16 protein-coding genes and 1 pseudogene are annotated in these 18,398 nt (G+C 68.3%); 3 read left to right on the top strand and 14 right to left on the bottom strand.

Annotation, left to right across the window (positions count from 1 at the left end):
- Positions 1-6: 6 nt before the first annotated feature.
- Both QZH52_RS34315 and QZH52_RS34310 read right to left on the bottom strand, forming a co-directional pair.
- A complete protein-coding gene (locus QZH52_RS34315) occupies positions 7-1,236 on the bottom strand; it encodes a CaiB/BaiF CoA transferase family protein (RefSeq protein ID WP_301815707.1) in 1,230 nt (409 codons plus the stop codon).
- A 2-nt stretch (positions 1,237-1,238) separates the two neighbouring features.
- Positions 1,239-1,997 carry an enoyl-CoA hydratase/isomerase family protein gene (locus tag QZH52_RS34310; protein ID WP_301815705.1) on the bottom strand — a complete coding sequence of 253 codons (759 nt, stop codon included), beginning with the start codon at positions 1,995-1,997 and terminating at the stop codon, positions 1,239-1,241.
- A 166-nt stretch (positions 1,998-2,163) separates the two neighbouring features.
- On the opposite strand from QZH52_RS34310, the gene QZH52_RS34305 reads away from it, so the two are divergent.
- Positions 2,164-2,901, top strand: coding sequence for a TetR/AcrR family transcriptional regulator (locus QZH52_RS34305; RefSeq protein ID WP_301815704.1), 738 nt, complete (start codon positions 2,164-2,166; stop codon positions 2,899-2,901).
- A gap of 60 nt (positions 2,902-2,961) precedes the next feature.
- Here the strand turns inward: QZH52_RS34305 and QZH52_RS34300 are convergent, their stop codons facing one another.
- Positions 2,962-3,888, bottom strand: coding sequence for a LysR family transcriptional regulator (locus QZH52_RS34300; RefSeq protein WP_301815702.1), 927 nt, complete (start codon positions 3,886-3,888; stop codon positions 2,962-2,964).
- A 112-nt stretch (positions 3,889-4,000) separates the two neighbouring features.
- Between QZH52_RS34300 and QZH52_RS34295 the strand changes: the two genes are divergently transcribed.
- Entirely contained in the window at positions 4,001-4,870 is an 870-nt protein-coding gene (locus tag QZH52_RS34295) for an NAD(P)H-binding protein (RefSeq protein ID WP_301815701.1), read from the top strand.
- 34 nt (positions 4,871-4,904) lie between these two features.
- Here QZH52_RS34295 and ggt read toward each other — a convergent pair whose 3' ends face one another.
- The 10 genes from ggt to deoC all read right to left on the bottom strand — a co-directional run bounded on the left by ggt (position 4,905) and on the right by deoC (position 17,331).
- Positions 4,905-6,497 carry a gamma-glutamyltransferase gene (gene ggt, locus QZH52_RS34290; RefSeq protein WP_301815700.1) on the bottom strand — a complete coding sequence of 531 codons (1,593 nt, stop codon included), beginning with the start codon at positions 6,495-6,497 and terminating at the stop codon, positions 4,905-4,907.
- Entirely contained in the window at positions 6,490-7,413 is a 924-nt protein-coding gene (locus tag QZH52_RS34285) for a ribokinase (protein ID WP_301815699.1), read from the bottom strand. The genes ggt and QZH52_RS34285 overlap by 8 nt, the downstream gene beginning before the upstream one ends.
- Positions 7,410-8,258, bottom strand: coding sequence for a BtpA/SgcQ family protein (locus QZH52_RS34280; RefSeq protein ID WP_301815698.1), 849 nt, complete (start codon positions 8,256-8,258; stop codon positions 7,410-7,412). Before QZH52_RS34280 ends, QZH52_RS34285 begins: the two co-directional genes overlap by 4 nt.
- 17 nt (positions 8,259-8,275) lie before the next feature.
- On the bottom strand, positions 8,276-9,409 hold the full coding sequence (locus QZH52_RS34275) for an ABC transporter ATP-binding protein (RefSeq protein ID WP_301815697.1): 1,134 nt from the start codon (positions 9,407-9,409) through the stop codon (positions 8,276-8,278).
- A complete protein-coding gene (locus QZH52_RS34270) occupies positions 9,406-10,368 on the bottom strand; it encodes an ABC transporter ATP-binding protein (protein ID WP_301815695.1) in 963 nt (320 codons plus the stop codon). Before QZH52_RS34270 ends, QZH52_RS34275 begins: the two co-directional genes overlap by 4 nt.
- An 84-nt stretch (positions 10,369-10,452) precedes the next feature.
- Positions 10,453-11,964, bottom strand: coding sequence for an ABC transporter substrate-binding protein (locus tag QZH52_RS34265; protein WP_301815694.1), 1,512 nt, complete (start codon positions 11,962-11,964; stop codon positions 10,453-10,455).
- Positions 11,965-11,997: 33 nt separating this feature from the next.
- Complete coding sequence (locus QZH52_RS34260) at positions 11,998-12,861, bottom strand: ABC transporter permease (protein WP_301815693.1); 864 nt, start codon at positions 12,859-12,861, stop codon at positions 11,998-12,000.
- A complete protein-coding gene (locus QZH52_RS34255; RefSeq protein ID WP_301815692.1) occupies positions 12,858-13,802 on the bottom strand; it encodes an ABC transporter permease in 945 nt (314 codons plus the stop codon). Before QZH52_RS34255 ends, QZH52_RS34260 begins: the two co-directional genes overlap by 4 nt.
- 78 nt (positions 13,803-13,880) lie before the next feature.
- The gene (locus QZH52_RS34250) at positions 13,881-16,286 is read right to left on the bottom strand and encodes an aldehyde dehydrogenase family protein (protein ID WP_301815691.1); all 2,406 of its coding nucleotides are present in this window, start codon (positions 16,284-16,286) and stop codon (positions 13,881-13,883) included.
- 4 nt (positions 16,287-16,290) lie between these two features.
- Complete coding sequence (gene deoC, locus QZH52_RS34245; RefSeq protein ID WP_301815690.1) at positions 16,291-17,331, bottom strand: deoxyribose-phosphate aldolase; 1,041 nt, start codon at positions 17,329-17,331, stop codon at positions 16,291-16,293.
- Positions 17,332-17,427: 96 nt separating this feature from the next.
- On the opposite strand from deoC, the gene QZH52_RS34240 reads away from it, so the two are divergent.
- Entirely contained in the window at positions 17,428-18,210 is a 783-nt protein-coding gene (locus tag QZH52_RS34240) for a DeoR/GlpR family DNA-binding transcription regulator (RefSeq protein WP_286518792.1), read from the top strand.
- Between the two features lie 69 nt (positions 18,211-18,279).
- Here the strand turns inward: QZH52_RS34240 and QZH52_RS34235 are convergent.
- Positions 18,280-18,398, bottom strand: a pseudogene (locus QZH52_RS34235) (alpha/beta fold hydrolase); the annotation flags it as partial.

The raw sequence follows: 18,398 nt of genomic DNA, 5'->3' as shown, positions 1-18,398 counted from the left end.
CTCGGCTCAGTCGAACGCGCCCGCCGGGCTGCGGCGGCTTCGCAGCACGCCGCTCTGGCGCAGCGTCTCGATGCGTTCGGCGGAGATCCCCAGTTCGCCGAGCACCTCGGCATTGCTCTCGCCCTGGAAATAGGGCAAGCCCGGCTTCGGCAGTTCGGAGCGGCCGAAGCGCCATGGGGGCCCGGGCATGCGCACGGTGCCGCCTTCACGGTCTTCGACCTCGACCACCGCACCCCAGTCTTTCGCCCACTCGGAGTCCGCGAGGTCCTGCGTGCTGCGCACGACACCGATCGCCAGGCCCGCTTCGCTGACCTGCGCCTGAAGCTGGTCCAGGTCGGTGAAGGTCAGGATCCAGGCCTTGATCTCGGCCATCAAGAGGGCGAGATTGGCCTTGCGAAGGGTGGCCGTGGCGAAGCGCGGATCCTTGAGGAGGTCCGTGCGGCGCATCATCGAGCAGTAGCGAATGAACATCGGCGAGAACACCGGACTTGTCGCGATGGTGAGGCGCCGGCCGTCTGGCAGCTCGAACAGCGGAGACTCGTTGGCGCTGAGCGCGTACGGTTCGTCATTGACTTCCAGGCCTGACAACTGCGCGCCGGCGCGTTCGTTGGCCGACAGCATCGTCGCGGCCATCGAGACGTCGACGTACTGCCCCTCGCCGGTGCGCGACCGGTGCTGCAACGCGGCCAGGACGGCGATGACCCCGTGGAGGCCCGTGTAGACGTCGGCGTGGCTGCATGCGTCGTTGCGCATCTCTACCATGGCGCCCTCGTAGTGCTTCTGGAGGATGTCGGTCAGGCCCGTCTCGGCGTGGACCGTTGGTGCGAATGCCGGCCGATTGCGCCACGGGCCGGTCTGGCCATAGCCGCTGATCGAAACGTAGACGACCTTCGGATTGAACTTCACGACGTCGTCGTAGCCGAAGCCGAAGCGTGCGAGCGTTCCGGGGCGGAAGTTCTCGACGATCACGTCCGCGTCGGCGCAGAGCTTCGCCACGATGTCCCGCGCCTCGGGCCAGTTCAGATCGAGGCTGATGTTCCGCTTGCCGGCGTTCTGCTGTGCGTAGTACGTCGACATGGAACCGACATGCGGTACGCCCGCGCGGCCCACATCGCCTGCAGGGGGTTCGATCTTGGTGACGTCGGCGCCCAGATCGCGCAGCGCCTTGGTGCAGCCCGGACCGGACAGCACGCGGGTGAAATCGATGACCCGCAGACCTTCAAGTGGCGCGCTCATGCTCAATTCCCTTCGAAGACGGCGGAGCCCGGCCCGGTGGCCACGAAGGCGGCCAGGCCGCGCGCCTGATCCGCGCTGTTCCACATGGACGTGTTGACCTCTTCCTGGCGCGCATCGCCGGCCGAAATGCCGCCGCGGGCCGACAGGTTCGCGACGGTCTTGATGCCGCGCAGCGCCACCGTCGCTCCGGCCGCCAGTTGCCTGGCCCACGACATCGCGACGCCGGCAAGTTCGGCTTCTGCTGCAACCAGGTTGACGACGCCCCAGCGCTCGAGCACCCGCGGGTCGTGGCGGCGGCCGAACATGGCCATTTCCTTTCCGCGCGCCAGGCCTGCGCGCTGCACGACGCGCTGGACGCCGCCGAGGAGCGGCAACAGCCCGAGCGAGGACTCTGCCATGCCGAACGAGGCCGTGTCCGCGGCGACGATCATGTCGCACATCAAGGCCAGCTCGAAGCCGCCGCCCAGGGCCGCGCCGTGAACGGCCGCGACCGTCGGGACCGGCACGTCCTCGAGCGACGCCCAGAGTCTCGCAAGCGCCTTCTGGTCCCAGCGCTCCGAGGCGAGCACGTTGAGGTCGGCGCCGGCGCAGAAGTGGCGCATCGAGCTTCGCAGCAGGATGGCGCGGCATCCCTCCTCGACCGCTCTTGCGTAGGTGGACGCAAGCTCCTGGAGCATGGCGTTGTCGATCAGGTTGTGCGGCGGCTTGGCCATGGTGACGACGCCGACGGCACCGTCTTTTTCATACGAAATCGAGCTCATCGATCTTCTCCTTGAGGTGACATCGCCGGGATGGCCGTTTTGCACCGATGGGAGAATGATAACGGTGTTAACTTAGTCTGTTATCGGTGTTAACCCGAACCGGTGCGGTCGAATTCGCACGCGCTGCGCTTGTAAGATCAGCCGAGTTGCAAGGAGCCCTACAGCGATGACCAGCAAGGCGTCACAGATACCCACTCGTAGCGCCTCGCAGCCTGCTGCCAGGAAGCTGCGCGCGCTGCCGCCGCAGCTGCGCGAGCCGACCTACGAGCGGGGCGGATTGCGCAACGCCCTGGTGGAGGAAGGCCGCCGGATGTTCGAGGAGAACGGTGCGAGCGAGCTGAGCCTGCGGGCGCTGGCACGCCGGCTCGGCGTTTCCGAGGCCGCGCCGTCGCGCCACTTCAAAGGCAAGGAGGAGTTGCTCGCCGCAATCGCGATCAGCGGCTTCAAGGAGCTTGCCGAACAGCGCATGGAGATCTCCGCGCGGCACCTGCCCGCGCTGCCGAAGGCGCGCGAGATGATGCTGAGCTACGTGCGCTTCGCGCAAATGCACGCGGGGCTGTTCGACCTGATGACCGGTCCCCGGCTGCTGCAGGAATTCGTGCGTGGCGATGTCGAGGCAACGAGCAACATCTCGTACTCGTACTTCTCGGACTCGGTGTTCGAGCTGGCGCTCGAGAGCGGCTGGGACAGCGAGCAGCTCCACTACCTTTCGCATGCTGCCTGGTCGACGGAGCACGGCGTCGCGGCGCTCCTCCTGGGCGGGCGCATCCCCCGCACCGACAGCAACCTCGACCCGCAGCGCATGATCGAGTTCTCGATCGATCTGTTTCTTGCTGCGGTCGTCTCGGGTCCGGAGAAGTTCGAGCAGACCCGGATGCAGCCGCCCTCTCCGCGTCGCTCTTGAGCCTCGGGGCGCTCAGCGCACAGGGCAAGCAGCCGAACTCCGGCCGCTTGCGCCCTCGCGTCATCCGACCTCGCCGCCCTCCTCCACGAGGCTTGCCACGAAGTCCAGCAGCGCCCGCGTCTTGGCCGGTACGTGATGGCGAGTGGGATAGTAGGCATACAGCGGGAAGCGCTCATCCGGCCAGTCCGGAAACAGGGGCACGAGTTTCTTCCGGGCGATGAAGGACTCGGCCCCCAACTCGAAGAGCTGAGCGATGCCGTGGCCGGCCAGGCAGGTGCTGTAGAGGGTACCCGCGTCATTGACGGTCAGTGCACCGCGCGCCGCGACCGTGAGCTTGCGGCGACGCTGGTGGAACTCCCAGGGGAAGGGCCGACCCGTCGCCGAGTCGCGGAACAGGATGCACCGGTGATGCCCGGCCTCGAGTTCACGCGGGTCGGACGGGCAGCCATGGCGCCGGACGTAGCCCGGCGACGCCACCGTCAGCACCCGGGTGTCGAGCAGCTTTCGCGCCACCAGGGACGAGGGCCGGGGATGTCCGAAGCGAATGGCCAGGTCGAAGCCGTCGGCCACCATGTCGCCCAGGTCGTCCCGGCTGCGGAGTTCCATTTCCAGGTCCGGATGGCGGTCCAGGAAGATGCCCAGTCGAGGGCCCAGGATGAGACGCGAGAAGAAAGGGTCGACGTTGACCCGAAGGCGGCCTCGCACAGCCGCACCGCCGCCTGCGGCGCCGCTGGTGGCTTCCGCCAGCGCGCCGACCAGCGGCATGACCTGCTTGTAGAAGCGCAGTCCCTCGTCGGTCAGCCGCACCGACCGGGTGGTGCGCTCGAACACGCGGATGCCCAAGCGCGTCTCCAGCCGCGCAACGGCGCGGCTGACGCCGGACTGGGACATGTCAAGCGCTTCTCCGGCGCGTCCGAAGCTTGCGGTGTCGACGACCGCCGCCATGACGTCGATGCCTTCGAGAAGTTGTGTACTGAAACCTGCCATTGATGACTTCCAAGCATGAAACAAATGAGTTTCATGCTATCGCCTTTCGCCCGCACCGCGCCCAAAATCCTTCTCAATAAGGCGTACGGTGCGCCGCATCAGGAGAAAGATCATGTTTGTTGTCACGGGAGTCACTGGCAAGGTGGGTGCTCAGGTCGCAAAGAAACTGCTGGTCGCCGGCGTGCCGGTACGGGCTGTCCTGCGGGATCAGGCCAAGGCTGCGAGCTGGCATTCGCTCGGTTGCGAGACAGCGTTCGCATCCATGGATGACGCGGGTGCCCTGGCGACCGCCTTCGATGGTGCAGAAGCGGTCTTCGTGCTGTTGCCCCCGGTGTTCGACCCCTCGGCCGGCTATGCCGAAACGCGGGCCAACGTCGCGGCGCTGGTGGCCGCCTTGCAGCAGGCCCGGCCCCGGCGCGTGGTGGCCCTGTCGACCATCGGCGCCCAGGCGACGGAAGAAAACCTGCTGACGCAGCTGCAGATGATGGAGCGCGCCTTTGCCGCGCTGACCATGCCGGTCGCCTTTCTGCGCGCTGCGTGGTTCATGGAGAACGCTGCGTGGGACATCGACGACGCCCGGTCGCGCGGTGTCGTGTCGAGCTTCCTCCAGCCGTTGGACAAGCCGGTTCCGATGGTCGCGACGGCAGACGTCGCCGCCACCGCGGCGCAGATGCTGCAAGACCATTGGGAGGGACGCCGGGTGGTCGAACTCGAAGGACCGGTTCGGGTCACGCCACAGGTGCTGGCCGCGACGCTGGGCCGCGTTCTGGCGCGCGATGTCCTTGCCCAGCCAGTGCCGCGGTCGATGTGGGAATCGTTGTTTCGTTCGCAGGGCATGGCCAACCCCTCGCCGCGCATTCGAATGCTGGACGGCTTCAACGAAGGCTGGATCGAATTCGAAGGCGGGCCCAGCGCATCGCACAAGGGTGCGACAGAACTCGAGGCCGTCTTGCGCGGCCTCGCAGACCCCGAGCACGCCTGAGGAGGCCCTTCAGCGGCGGCCCGCGGGCATGCTTTCAGAAAGCCAACGCAGCCCCATCCTTGCGCGGGTCGCTCCCTGCCGATACGAGCGGCCGGTCTGGATCGATGGCGATCATCTGTCCGCCGCCCCACGGCACCTGGACGCGCTCCACAGGATGGCCCCTGGCGTGGAGATCGGCCAGGACGGCGTCGGAGATCCCTCGCTCGGCCTCGAATGCGCCCGTGAAGCGGAAACCTCGCGGAGCATCGAGGGCCTCCTGCACGTTCATGCGGAAATCTACGACGTTCTGCAATGTATGCACGACGCCGGTCGCCTGGTAGGGCCCGCCCATCACGCCGAAGGACAGCGCCGGGCGGCCGTCACGCATCGCAATGGCGGGAATGATGGTGTGAAGCGGCCGCTTGCGCGGTCGAACGCTGTTGGCGTGGCCGGGTTGCACCCGGAATCCCGCCCCGCGGTTCTGGAAGGCCACGCCGGTCTGGGGGCACACCTTCCCCGAGCCGAAAGCATGGAACAGCGAGCTGATCAGGGAACAGACGTTGCCCTCGCCATCGACGACCGACAGATAGACCGTGTCGGACTGGCCGATCCCGGGCAGCACGATCTGCGCCGGCATGGCCCGCCGGGGATCGATGCGCTCACGCAAGCGCGCCGCGAAGCGCTCGGACAGCAGTTCCTGCACCGGGACCTCGGCGAATGCGGGGTCGGCGACATAGGCGTCTCGCGCGCCGTAGGCCAGCCGGCACGCCTCGATCTGCAGGTGAAACCGATCTGCGCCGGCCGGCTCGAAGCCCGAATGATCGAAGCCCGCCAGGATGTTGAGCATCAGCAGGGCCGTCAAGCCTTGCCCGCTGGGGGGCATCTGGACGATGTCGAGGCCTCGATAGCGCGTCTGGATCGGCTCGACATAGAAGCTGGCGAAGTCGGCGAAGTCGGCCGCGGCGTGCGTGCCGCCGAGTCGTTGGAGCGAGGACACCATCGCCTTGGCGAGCGAGCCGCGATAGAAGGCGTCGATGCCCTCGGAGGCAATCGTGCGCAAGGTCCTGGCGAGCGCGGGGAAGCGCACGAGATCGCCGGCGCGCGGGGGCTCGCCCGCCGGCGTCAGCAGGTGGCGGCATGCGCCCTCGTCGTGCCGCAGCTTGGCGGTTTCGGCACGCCAATCTTCGGCCGCGCGCTCCGCGAGCACGATGCCGTGTTCGGCATAGTCGATCGTCGGCTCTAGGATCTCGGCCAGGGACCGGGTGCCGTGGTCGCGCAGCAGGCGGCCCCAGGCATCGAGCGCGCCCGGGATCGTGACCGAATGGATGTCCTCCGTACCGATGCGGTCGATGCCTTCGGCCAGCAGGCCCGAGTCACTCAAGCCCTGCGGTGCGTAGCCCGCACCGTTCAGCGCGTGCAGCGACTGCGTGTCGGCTCGCCACACCAGGGCGAAGCAGTCCCCGCCGAGCCCGGTGTTGTGGGGCTCCAGCACCGATTGCAGCGAACAGGCCGTCAGCGCCGCATCGACGGCGTTTCCGCCCGCGCGCATCACTTCGATGGCGATCGCGCTCGACAGCGGATGGGAGGTCGCCGCCGCGCCGCGCGAGCCCATGGCGACCGAACGTCCGGGTCTGTGGAGATCACGCATGCGCGGATCCTGGCATGGGGCGCCGGCCTCGTTCGAGCAGCGACGCGATCTCGCTGCGCGTCGGAAAGGAAGGCATGGTGTTGCGCCGCGTGACGGACAGCGATGCCGCGGCCACGGCGGTCTGCGTGGCCAGGCCGAGCGGATGGCCCGTCGACAGCAGGCCGACCAGCGTGCCGGCGAAGACATCTCCCGCACCGGCGGTGTCCACGGTTTCGACCTGCGGTGCGGCGATGGTCGCCTGGCCCGCCTCAGTGGAGATCAGCGCGCCCCGCGGACCCAGGGTGACGATGCCCGTCCCGGCGCCACGCGCGCGCAAGGCCTTGCCGACATCGGCCGCGCCCGCCGTCAGGATCGCGGCCTCACCGGCATTGGCGATGACGATGTCGCAGAGCCTCAGCAGCGCATGCATGTCCCACGCGATCGGCGCCGTGTTCAGGACGCACGAGGCGCCGCGCGCCCTGCCCGCTTCGGCTGCCGCATGCGTCGCCTGCGCCGAGAGATTGCCCTGCAGCAGCAGGAAGTCGCCGGGCACCAGCGTGTCGCACAAGCGCATCGCCTGCTCCGGCGTGATCGAACGCGCACAGCCCGCACTGCTGACGATGACGTTCTCGCCGCCTTCGGCCACCCAGATCGACGAGAGGTCGGTGGGCGCGTCGCCGGCCAGCCACAGCGCCTCGAGCTCCGCCTCGCCGGCCAGGCTTTGGGCGAGCAGGGCCGCGTCCGGATCGCGCCCCACGGGCGCCGCCAGCGTCACGCGGGCCCCGGTGCGGGCCGCCGCCACGGCCTGGTTCAGGCCCTTGCCGCCGGCACAGCGCGCGATGCTGGACGCCAGGACGGTCTCGCCAGGCGCTGGCAGGCGCTCGACGCAATGGACCTGGTCGACGGTCGCGTTGCCCAGCACGAAGACGCGGCTCATCCCCGGGCCTCGCGCACGACCGACATGAACGAAGCCAGCCGCTGGGGATCGACGGCGTTCCACCAGCCGCCCTCGTGCTTCAAGGCGCTGGCGACGATGACCGCGTCGGCGTGGCCGAAAATCGCCGCGACGTTGTCCGCGTTCACGCCGCTGCCCACCATGACGGGCAGGGCCGTGGCGCCGCGGACGGTCGCCAGTTCGTCGAGCCGGGCGCTGTCGCCGGTACGCTGGCCGGTGACGATGACGGCATCGGCGTCGAAGAACTCGCAGTCGCGGGTCAGCTCCTCCAGGGTGCGGTCGGCCACGATGGCGTGCGCGCCGTGCTTGACGTGCACGTCCGTGAAGATCGCGACATCCTTGGCGCGCAGCCAGCTGCGGTAGCGGCTGGCCTCGCCCGACTTGCCTTCCATGAAACCCTCGTTCGCGACATAGGCGTTGGCCCATTGGTTGACGCGGACGAAGGCCGCGCCCGACGCCTTGGCAACGGCGATGCCCTGCACGGCGCCGTTGGCGAGCACGTTGATGCCGATCGGCAGGCCGCACTCACGTCGCACGATGTCGGCCATGGTGGCCATGCAGGCGGCGGTCTCGGGTCCGAGCTCGTCGGGCTTGGCGAAGGGAATGTCGCCGTGGTTCTCGACGATCAGCCCATCGACCCCGCCCTCGCGGTAGCGCTCGGCCTCGGCCCGCGCGAAGTCGTAGATCCGCTGCACCGGCTCGCCGTCGTAGTGCGGCGAGCCAGGCAGCGGCAGCGAATGGATGACGCCGATCACGGCCTTGCCGCGCCCGAAGATCCGCGCGATGGCATCGTCCTTGGCGCGGTAGATGGAGGTGTTGACAGACAAGATGGAGACTCCGGAGGTCAGTGGGGGGAAAGAGCGGAAACGGCGGAAGCCGCCGCCTGCCGTTGCGAGGAACAGGCTTCGGCGTCGGCCGCCGCACGGGCATGGCGAAGCAGGCCCAGGCGGGTTCGGTAGGCCGCAGTCATGCGCTCCTCGCCGTCGTCGACGGCGGCGAAAGTCGGCAACTCGGCGGCACGCAGGCAGGCCGACAGGCGGGGCGCGGGTGCGGCCTGCGCCAGCACCGGCTCGCCGGCCATGCAGGGCTCCATGCGATGCGCACAGCGCGAGGCGAAGCGGCACTGCGACCAGGTCGAGAACGGACTGGGTGGTTCGCCGGCTATTGCCTCGCGCTGGCGCACGACGTCCGGAACCGGGCTGGGCGTTGCCGCGAGCAGCATGCGCGTGTAGGGATGCCGCGGATCGGTGAAGACCGTCTCCGAAGGTCCGGTCTCGACCAGCCGGCCGGCATACAGCACGCCGATGTGCGTTGCGAGATGCCGCACCACGGCCATGTCATGCGAGATGAACACGTACGAGACGCCCAGCCTGGCACGCAGCTCGCCCAGCAGGTTGACCACCTGCGCCTGGATCGAAAGGTCCAGTGCCGAGACGGGCTCGTCGCAGACGATCAGCTCGGGCTCCACCGCCAGGGCACGCGCGATCGCGATGCGCTGGCGCTGCCCGCCGGAGAACTCGTGCGGATAACGCGCCGCATGGCGACCATCGAGCCCGACCAGCGTCAGCAGTTCCGCGACGCGGTCCGCCACTTGTGCGCGCGGCCGCAGCCGGTGCAACAGGATCGGCTCCGCGATGGCGGCCCCGATGCGCACGCGCGGATCGAGCGAGCCGAACGGGTCCTGGAAGATGATCTGGACCCGGCGCCGCAGACGCCGCAGCGCCCCGGCATCGAGTGCGCGGACATCGATGCCGTCGAAATGGATCCGCCCGGCATCCGGCTCGATCAGCCGAAGCAGCATGCGCCCGATCGTGGTCTTGCCCGAACCGCTTTCGCCCACCAGCGCGAACACGTCGCCGCGATTCAGCGAGAAGCTGATGTCCGAAACCACGCGCGCCGATTTCGCCTGGCCGAAGAGGCCGCCGCCCGACACGTAGGTCTTCGAGACGTGCTCGACCGAGAGAAGGGGGTTGCTCATGAGAGGTGCTCCTCAAGGGGCGCGCGCCAGCAGGAAACCCAGTGCGCGGGCGCGATCTCGCGCAGCGGCGGATAGTCTTCGCGGCACCGCGCCGCGGCGAACGGGCAACGCGGCGCGAAGCGGCAGCCCTTCGGCATCGCGCCCGGCGCGGGCACCTGGCCTTCGATCGTGGCCAGCGGCCGGCCGCGCTCGTCGGCGCGCGGCATCGCGGCGAACAGCGCCAGCGTGTACGGGTGCATCGGATCGCCGAACAGCGCCGTGCGGGACGCCCGCTCCACGATGCGCCCGGCATACATGACGGCGACCTCGTCGGCGATCTCGGCGACCACGGCCAGGTTGTGCGTGATGAAGAGGACGGCGGTCCCCAGCTGTGCGCGCAGGTCGTCGATCAGCCGCAGGATCTGGCTCTGGATCGTCACGTCCAGTGCCGTGGTCGGCTCGTCGGCGATCAGGATCGCCGGCTTGCAGATCAGCGCCATCGCGATCATCACCCGCTGGCGCATGCCGCCCGAAAGCTGATGCGGATAGGCCCGCAGTCGAGCCTCGGGCGCCGGGATCTGGACCTGCCGGAACATCGCCAATGCGACCTCCCGCGCGGCTTCCTGGCGCAGGCCCTGGTGGACTCTCAGCGTCTCCGTGATCTGGTCGCCCACGGTCATCACCGGGTTCAGCGCCGTCATCGGCTCCTGGAAGACCATGGCCATGCGGTTGCCACGGATGGCGTTCAACCGCTTTTCGCTGGCCTGGGCGAGGTCTTCGCCGTCCAGCACGAAGCGGTCCGCCGCGAGGCGCATGGCTGGCGACAGCAGGCGCATCAGCGAGAGCGCGGTCAGGCTCTTCCCGGAGCCCGATTCACCGACGAGGCAGAGAATGCGCCCGCTGTTCAAGGCGAGGTCGACGCCGTCCACGATGGCCGGGCCGTCACCCACGCCCACGCGCAGGTTGGCCACGGCCAGCATCGGGTCGGATTGCGTCGCATTCTGCCGGGCAGGTTCGGCCGGCGAACGGGCAAGCTCTGGCGGTTGCATGGCTTTCATAGGTCGCTACTGGAAGCTCGCGAACTGAAGGTGCAAGGCGCCGTCGGGATACTGCTGCCAGTTCAGCCGCTTGACCGAAGCCTGCAGCGTTGCCGGGAAGGTCAGGAAGAGCATCGGCGCATCGTTCGCGATCTGTGCCTCCGCTTCGCGATAGAGCTTCGAGCGCTCGGCCTGCGCTGGCGTGCTGCGTGCGCTGTTCAGCAAAGCGGTGACCTTGTCGCTGCGGTAGTCCATGAAGTTGTTGGAGCCGGCCTTGACGAAGAAGTTGTAGAGGTTGCCGTCGGGGTCCGTGCGGCCCGTCCAAGGGGACATGCACAGGTCGAAATCCTTCTGCCGCAGCACGCTGATCAGGCTGGTGGCGTCGATCTGCCGGATGTCGACCTTGAACCCGGCCTGGTTGGCCTGCGCCTGCAACACCTCGGCCGTGCGGACCTGCGCGGGCGAATTGGTGACGGTGATCGAGACGGGCACGGGGGCGGTCTTGCCCGCGTCGGCCAGCAGCTTGCGCGCCGCCGCCGCGTTCGCCTTGTAGGGCGCGAAGGCCGCGTCGTGGGCCCAGCCCATCGTGGGCGGGATCGCGCCTTGGGCGATGCTGCCGGTACCGAAGTAAACCGCGCGCAGGATCGCCTGCTTGTCGATGGCGGTGGTGAAGGCCTGCCTGACCCGCACGTCGTCGAAGGGCGCCTTGGCCGTGTTGAACGAAAAGGCGTTGAAGCCGAGCCCCGGCGTCTGCTTGAGCGTCAGGTTGGCCTCCCGGCCGAGCTGTGTGGCGTTCTGCGCCGGCACGGCATCGACGAGTTGCACCGTTGCCGAGCGCAGGTTGGTCAGCCGCACGGTCTCGTCGGCGATCGGGCGAAAAACGATCCGCTCGATCTTCGCGGGGCCGCGCCAGTAGCCGGGGAAGCGCTCCAGCACGAGCTCGGAGTTTTTGGTCCAGCTCACCAGCTTGTAGGGGCCCGCGCCCACGCCCTTCGTCGCGAAGTCGGCGCCCAGGGCTTTCAGCGCACTCGGCGAAACCATCATGCCCGACCGGTTCGAAAGCACCTGGAGCAACGGCGCATAAACCGTCTTGAGCTTGATGGTGAAGGTCAGGGGGCCCGTGACCGTGACGGTGTCGATCGACGACAGCTCACTGCGGCGCGGCGAGCCGGTGGCCGGGTCGAGCATCCGGTCGAAGTTTGCCTTGACGGCCGCGGCGTCGAGCGGCGTTGCGTCGTGGAAACTCAGGTTCGGCCTGAGCGTGAAGAGGTAGGTGAGCGGGTCCGGCGTCTCGACGCTCGCGAGCCCGGGCTCGATCTTGAGATCCGGCGTGACGTGCACCAACGGCTCATACAGGTTGTACTGGATGGAGAGCTCGAAGAACGAGGCCATCAGGGCGGGATCGAGCGTGACGGGATCGGAGACGATCCCCACCGTGAGCGTGCGGGTCTCCTGCGCCAGGGCGGGGAGCCCCGACAGCACGATCGGCGCGGCGGAGAGAAAGGCGGCGAAGCGACGCCGATGGATGGGGAACTGCATGGCACATCTCCAGGTTGAACTGTCGTCGAGGCACTAGTCGCGCGGGTCGAAGCGGTCGCGCAGACCGTCGCCCAGCAGGTTGCAGCCGAGCACCGTCAAAAAGATCGCGGCGCCGGGAAACAGGGCCAGCCACGGCGCCTGTTCCATGAAGCCGATCGCGTTGCGCAGCATGTTTCCCCAGGTTGCGGTGGGCGGCTGTGCGCCCAGCCCGAGGAAGGACAAATACGATTCGGTGATGATGGCCGAAGCGAAGAGCAGCGACCCCTGCACGATCACCGGCGCAAGGATGTTCGGCAGGATCGTGCGCAAGAGGATGTTCGCAGTGCGGAAGCCCAGGGCGCGCTTGGCCTCGACGAACTCGAGCTGCCGCACCACCAGTGTCTGGGCCCGCGCGACGCGCGCGAAGACCGGAAGATTGACCACCGCGATCGCGAGCACGGCATTGGTCAGGCTCGGGCCGAGCACGGCCGTGATCGCAAGCGCCAGCAGGATGCTCGGAAAGGCGAACACCACATCCATCGCGCGCATGATCAGCGCCTCGGTCCAACGGCCGAAATAGCCCGCCACCAGACCGAGGCCGGTGCCCGCCAGGGCCGCGACCACGACGCTGAGAATGCCGACGAACAACGAAGTCCGCGCGCCATAGACGATGCGCGTGAGCACGTCGCGGCCCAGTTCGTCGGTGCCCAGCCAATGTGCGGCGGAAGGCGGCGACAGGGTGTTGACGAAATCGGGGAAGTCCGGCGCATAGGGTGCGATGAGCGGCGCGCCCAATGCGGCGATGGCCGCCAGGACGACGAGGCCCAGGCCCAGCGCCGCGCGCGGATCGCGGGTCATCGTGCGCAGGAAGGCGGCCATGCCGGCCGGCCGATGGATGGCGTTCGCGCTCGCGCTCATGACAGCCTCACCCTTGGATCGAGCACCGTGTAGACCAGGTCCGTCGCCAGGTTGATCAGCACGAATGCGACCGCCGTCAACAGCACCGCGCCTTGAACGACGGGGTAGTCTCGCGCGAAGATCGCATCGACCGTCAGCTTGCCGATGCCCGGCCAGGAGAACACCGTCTCGGTCACGACCACGCCGCCGAGCAGCTGGCCGAGCTGGATGCCGAGCAGTGTCACGATCGGAATGCGCGCATTGCGCAGGGCATGCCCCCACACCACGCGGCGCCGCGGCAGTCCCTTTGCGCGCGCCGTGCGCACGTAGTCGGAGCGCAGGACTTCCAGCATCGTCGCGCGCGTCATGCGCATGGTGGCGGCCGCCAGCGCCGCTCCCAGCGTCAGCGCCGGCAACACGAGATGGCGCAGGTGCTCCAGCGGATCGGCCGTCAGCGAGACGTAGCCCGAGGCCGGCAGGATCGGCCAGTAGATCGAGAAGGCCAGGATGAGCAAGACGCCGAGCCAGAAGCTCGGCATCGACAGGCCGCACAGCGCGAGGAACGAAGCGGCGTAGTCCGCGCTGGTGTTGCGGCGGGTGGCGGCCACGATCCCGGCGGGAATGGCGATCGCCAGCGAGATCGCCAGCGCCGCCGCGGCCAGCAGCGCCGTCGGTCCCAGCGCGCCCAGCAACAGCGGCAGGACCGGACGTCCGCCCTGGACCGAACGTCCGAAATCGCCCGCGAAGATGTGGCCGATCCAGGTGACGTACTGAATCACGATGGGCTGGTCGAGCGCGAGTTGCTGCCGCAAGGCGGCGATCGCCTGCGGGTCGGCGTCCAGCCCCAGCAGCGCGATGGCGGGGTCACCCGGCACCAGCCGGATCAGGAAGAACGCCACGACCGAGGTGCCGAGCAGGATCGGCACGAGCGCGATCAACCGTGCGAGCAGATAGCGGGCCATGGCGAATATTCCAATCCGGGGTTGCGTCCGAGGGAAGGCTTCGGCACGGCCACGGCGGCCGCGAAGCTGGCGAGGGCGTCATTCGCCATAGGGAATCCAGATGTTCTTGACCTGCGTGGCATGCCGCAGGAAGGGCGCGCCCTCGGCCGCGGCGCCGTCCTGCCAGTCGGTGGCCAGGCCATGGTCCACCAGCGTGCGCTTGAGGTTGCCGACGGACAGGCGTTCGGCATCGCGCGACAGCGACGCCGCGCCGAAAACCCAGAGCGCGTCCACGTCGTCGTGCCGGGCCAGTGTCTGCATGAGGCTCTCGGCCGGGCCGGTGACGATGTTCACCACGCCGCCCGGCAGGTCGGAAGTTTCGAGCACTTGGTAGAAGTCGGTCGCGATCAGCGGATGCGATTCGCTCGGCACGATCACCGTGCGGTTGCCCATCGCCAGCAGCGGCGCGAGCAGGCTCACGAAGGACAGCAGCGGCGCTTCGTCCGGGCATACGACACCGACCACGCCGATGGGCTCCACCGTTGCCAATGCCACGCCGCGCAGCGGCGGCACGTGCACCGTCCCTTCGTACTTGTCGGCCCACGCACCGTAAGCGAAGAGGCGGCTCACGGCGGCGTCCACCTCGGCGCGCGCACTGCCTGCCGCCACCTCCGTGAAGCGGACGAGGCGTGCGGCGAATTCGTCCGCGCGCGTGGAGAGGTTTTCCGCCAGGTAGTAGAGGGCCTGCGCGCGGCGGTGGGGCGTGGCACTGGACCAGCCGTCCGCCGCACGTGCCGCGGCCACCGCGTTGCGGATGTCCTTGCGGTTGCCCGTGCCCACCTCGCCAAACCGTTGCCCCGAGACGGAAAACACCGCGTGCGACAACTCGCCATCGGGTCGCACCTGTTTGCCGCCGATGAAAAGCTTGGCGGTGCGATCAATGGCCGGCAGTGTCGATGAGGTGACCGGCGCCCGCGCCGTTTCGCCGGTTGCGCCCGATGCCGCCTGCGCGGCACGCGGCTTGCGCGCGGCCCAGGCGCGTGGCTTGAGGTACTCATGGCAGCCTTCGCGTCCACCCTCTCGGCCGTAGCCCGACTCGCGATAACCGCCGAAGCCGACGCCCGCATCGAACAGGTTGGTGGCGTTGATCCACACCACGCCCGCCTGCAGCTGCGGTGCGATGCCCAGCGCGAGTCCGATCGTCTCGCTCCAGATGCTGGCTGCCAGGCCGTAGCGCGTGTTGTTGGCCAGCGCCACCGCCTCGTCCGGGGTGCGGAAGGTCATGGTCACGAGCACCGGGCCGAAGATCTCTTCCGTCGCCACGGTCGATGCCGGTTGCACCCCCGTCAACAGCGTCGGTGGATAGAAGCTGCCGCCCGTGGGCAGCGCGCATGATGGCTGGTAGCACTGCGCCCCCTCGCGCACGCCCGCGGCCACCAGCGAGCGCACTCTGTCGAGCTGCGAGCCGTCGATCAGGCTGCCGAGATCGATTGCCTTGTCCAGCGGCATGCCCACGCGCAGCTGCTGCATGCGTCGCTTGAGCCGTTCGATGAAGTCGGCCGCGATGCCTTCCTGCAGCAGCAGCCGCGAGCCGGCGCAGCACACCTGGCCCTGGTTGAGCCAGATGGAATCCACCACGCCTTCCACCGCCGCGTCGATGTCGGCATCGTCGAACACGATGAAGGGCGACTTGCCGCCGAGCTCCAGCGTGAGCGACTTGCCCGAGCCGGCAGTCGCCTCGCGGATGAGGCGGCCCACCTCGGTCGATCCGGTGAAGGCGATCTTGTCGACCCCTTCGTGAGCGACCAGTGCAGCGCCCGTGGCGCCGTCGCCCGTCACCACGTTCAGCACGCCTGCAGGCAGGCCCGCCTGCGCCGCCAGCTCGGCAAACAGCAAGGCGCTCAGCGGCGTGAGTTCCGCCGGCTTGAGAACGACGGTGTTGCCAAGCGCCAGCGCCGGCGCGATCTTCCACGCCAGCATGAGCAGCGGGAAGTTCCAGGGAACGATCTGCCCGATCACCCCCAGCGGCACCTGGTCCGCGAATTCGCGTTCCTGCAGTTGCGCCCAGCCGGCATGGTGGTAGAAGTGGCGCGCCACCAGCGGCACGTCGATGTCGCGGGTCTCGCGGATCGGCTTGCCGTTGTCGAGCGCCTCCACCACCGCAAGCAGGCGCGCATGGCGCTGCACCGTGCGCGCCAATGCATACAGATGACGCGCGCGCGCATGGCCGCCGACCGCCATCCAGCCCGGTTGCGCGGCGCGCGCGGCGGTCACGGCGGCGTCGATGTCCGCCGGCGAGCCTTGTGCGATGCGCGCGAGCAGGAGTCCGGTGGCCGGCTCCACGGTCTCGAAGTGGGCACCGGAGTCGGCCCCCGTGAAACGACCGTCGATGAAGTGGCCGAACCCCTGCGCATGGCGCGAGAGCCATTGGCGGGCATCGGTGTCGCTCTCGGGCGCGGGGCCGTAGTCCATGGTGTCGAAATAGCGTGCGACGCTGTTGCTCATCGGTTCATCCGATCGGGTGGCGATTGAAGGCCGAGTAGCGGCCCGTGACGTGGTGTTCCAGCTGGCGCTCGATGTCGGCCAGCAGGCTGGAGGCGCCGATGCGAAACAGGTTCGGCTCCAGCCAGGCGCGTCCCAGTTCTTCCTTCATGAGCGTCTGGTAGTCCAGCGCCAGCCGTGCGGTGCTGACGCCGCCGGCTGGCTTGTAGCCCACCCGGAAGCCGGTGCGGGCCTCGTACTGTCGGATCATGCGCAGCATGACCAGCGTGACCAGCGGCGTGGCATTGACGCCTTCCTTGCCGGTCGAGGTCTTGATGAAATCCGCGCCGGCCATCATGCAGACCAGGGAGGCCTTCGCGACATTGCGCAGTGTCTTGAGCTCGCCGGTCGCCAGGATGGCTTTCACGTGCGCCGCGCCGGCGGCTCGGCGGAAGTCCAGCATCTCGTCGTACAGCCTCTGCCAATGGCCGCCGAGCGCATGTTCGCGCGTGATGACCACGTCGATCTCGGAGGCGCCGTTGCGCACTGAGGCCTCGATCTCCTTCAACTTGAGGCCGTGCGGGACCATCCCCGCAGGGAACCCCGTCGATACGGCCGCCACCGGGATGCCGGTGCCCGCGAGCGCGTCGACCGCCGTCGCGACGAAGCGGTGATAGACGCAGACGGCGCCCGTGTGCAGTGGGCGATCGGCAAAGCCGAGCGCTGCCAGCACGTCCGGGCGCACCGGCATCACGGCCTTGGCGCACAGGCGCCGCACACGCTCGGCCGTGTCGTCGCCATTGAGCGTCGTGAGGTCGATGCAGGTGAGGGCCTTCAACAGCCACCCGGCTTGGGCGTCCTGCTTGACCGATCGCCGGCCGCGCAACGTGGCGACGCGGCGTTCGGCGGCCGAGGGGTTGATGCGGATGCCGTCGATCCAGCCCGCGTCGAACGGCTGCGCGACATTGCGGGCAATTGCGCCCGGGTTGTCGGCCGCCGGCGCGGCTGTCACGGACTCGGAGGGCGGGCGCACCGCGCCTCTGGTGCGGACTAGTGCAGTGGATGTCATGATTAATGTTATTCCAAGAACATGACTTTGCGCAAGATGTTCTTCGAGTAACATTTTGATGAGCGATACTTGGCTGGTAGATGAGAGGAACAGAACATGCGAAAGACCGCCGGCGCGGGGGTATTGCGCCTTTCACGGATGCAGGAACTTGTCGAGGCCCGCGGGCCCTTGCCAATCAACGAAGCCGCCCAACTGCTGGCCGTGACCCCGATGACGATCCGCCGCGACCTGTCGGCCCCCGACTCGCCATTGACCGCTCTCGGGGGCTACGTGCTCGCGACCACCCTGCCCTCGGCGGATCGATACTCGCTCGACGTGGCGGGCGACCAGCATGCGGCGCACAAGCGCGTGGCATGTCAACGGGCGGCCAAGTGGGTGCAGGCGCATGACAGCCTGTTCATCGACTGCGGCACCACCATGGCCCATTTCGCAGAGGCCTTGCCGCCGGACATGCCCCTGAGCGTCGTTTGTTACTCCACGAACATCGCGTCGATCCTGAGCCGCCGGCCGAACACGCAACTCATGCTGCTCGGCGGGCTGTACCACCCCTCGTCGGCCAGTTTCCTGTCCGACGAGGGCTTGCAGTACCTCAATCGCCTGGGCGTGAACAAGGCCTTTCTGTCCGCCGGCGGGGTGGACCCGCTACGCGGCGCGAGTTGCTCGAACTTTCACGAAGTACCGGTGAAGCAGGCGGCGATGCGCAGCGCATCGCAGACCTTCTTGGTCGTCGATGAAAGCAAGCTCGGCCTGTTGCGGCCGGCCTTCTTCAGCCCCCTCGACGCCTTCGGGCACATCGTCGTGGGCGGGGCGCCGGCGGCGGGGCTGCGCAAGCAGTTCAAGGATTTTTCGATGGTGTTCGCGCAACCTGCCGCTGACTGATCCGGGCATCGAAGGTCCCCTCTCGGCCGGCAATTCAGGGGAGACGTCAGCTTGCTTGCGCTCGATGACTCAACCTTTGAAGAACGCCAGCAGGTCGGGGTTGATGACATCCGCGTGGGTGGTGAGCATGCCGTGCGGGAAGCCCTTGTACACCTTGAGCGTGCCGTTCTTCAGCAGCTTGACCGACT

Source organism: Variovorax ginsengisoli, from assembly GCF_030486595.1.
Lineage (GTDB): Bacteria > Pseudomonadota > Gammaproteobacteria > Burkholderiales > Burkholderiaceae_C > Variovorax > Variovorax ginsengisoli_B.
This window is presented reverse-complemented; position numbering and strand designations above follow the sequence as displayed.

Bases quoted from the DNA above. Each gene is read 5' to 3' on its own strand.
- QZH52_RS34315 (WP_301815707.1), bottom strand. From the start codon at position 1,236: ATGAGCGCGCCACTTGAAGGTCTGCGGGTCATCGATTTCACCCGCGTG.
- ggt (WP_301815700.1), bottom strand. From the start codon at position 6,497: ATGCGTGATCTCCACAGACCCGGACGTTCGGTCGCCATGGGCTCGCGC.
- QZH52_RS34310 (WP_301815705.1), bottom strand. From the start codon at position 1,997: ATGAGCTCGATTTCGTATGAAAAAGACGGTGCCGTCGGCGTCGTCACC.
- QZH52_RS34265 (WP_301815694.1), bottom strand. From the start codon at position 11,964: ATGCAGTTCCCCATCCATCGGCGTCGCTTCGCCGCCTTTCTCTCCGCC.
- QZH52_RS34240 (WP_286518792.1), top strand. From the start codon at position 17,428: ATGCGAAAGACCGCCGGCGCGGGGGTATTGCGCCTTTCACGGATGCAG.
- QZH52_RS34275 (WP_301815697.1), bottom strand. From the start codon at position 9,409: ATGAGCAACCCCCTTCTCTCGGTCGAGCACGTCTCGAAGACCTACGTG.
- QZH52_RS34270 (WP_301815695.1), bottom strand. From the start codon at position 10,368: ATGCTGGCCGTGGCCAACCTGCGCGTGGGCGTGGGTGACGGCCCGGCC.
- QZH52_RS34250 (WP_301815691.1), bottom strand. From the start codon at position 16,286: ATGAGCAACAGCGTCGCACGCTATTTCGACACCATGGACTACGGCCCC.
- QZH52_RS34305 (WP_301815704.1), top strand. From the start codon at position 2,164: ATGACCAGCAAGGCGTCACAGATACCCACTCGTAGCGCCTCGCAGCCT.
- QZH52_RS34260 (WP_301815693.1), bottom strand. From the start codon at position 12,861: ATGAGCGCGAGCGCGAACGCCATCCATCGGCCGGCCGGCATGGCCGCC.
- QZH52_RS34295 (WP_301815701.1), top strand. From the start codon at position 4,001: ATGTTTGTTGTCACGGGAGTCACTGGCAAGGTGGGTGCTCAGGTCGCA.
- QZH52_RS34255 (WP_301815692.1), bottom strand. From the start codon at position 13,802: ATGGCCCGCTATCTGCTCGCACGGTTGATCGCGCTCGTGCCGATCCTG.
- QZH52_RS34285 (WP_301815699.1), bottom strand. From the start codon at position 7,413: ATGAGCCGCGTCTTCGTGCTGGGCAACGCGACCGTCGACCAGGTCCAT.
- QZH52_RS34300 (WP_301815702.1), bottom strand. From the start codon at position 3,888: ATGGCAGGTTTCAGTACACAACTTCTCGAAGGCATCGACGTCATGGCG.
- deoC (WP_301815690.1), bottom strand. From the start codon at position 17,331: ATGACATCCACTGCACTAGTCCGCACCAGAGGCGCGGTGCGCCCGCCC.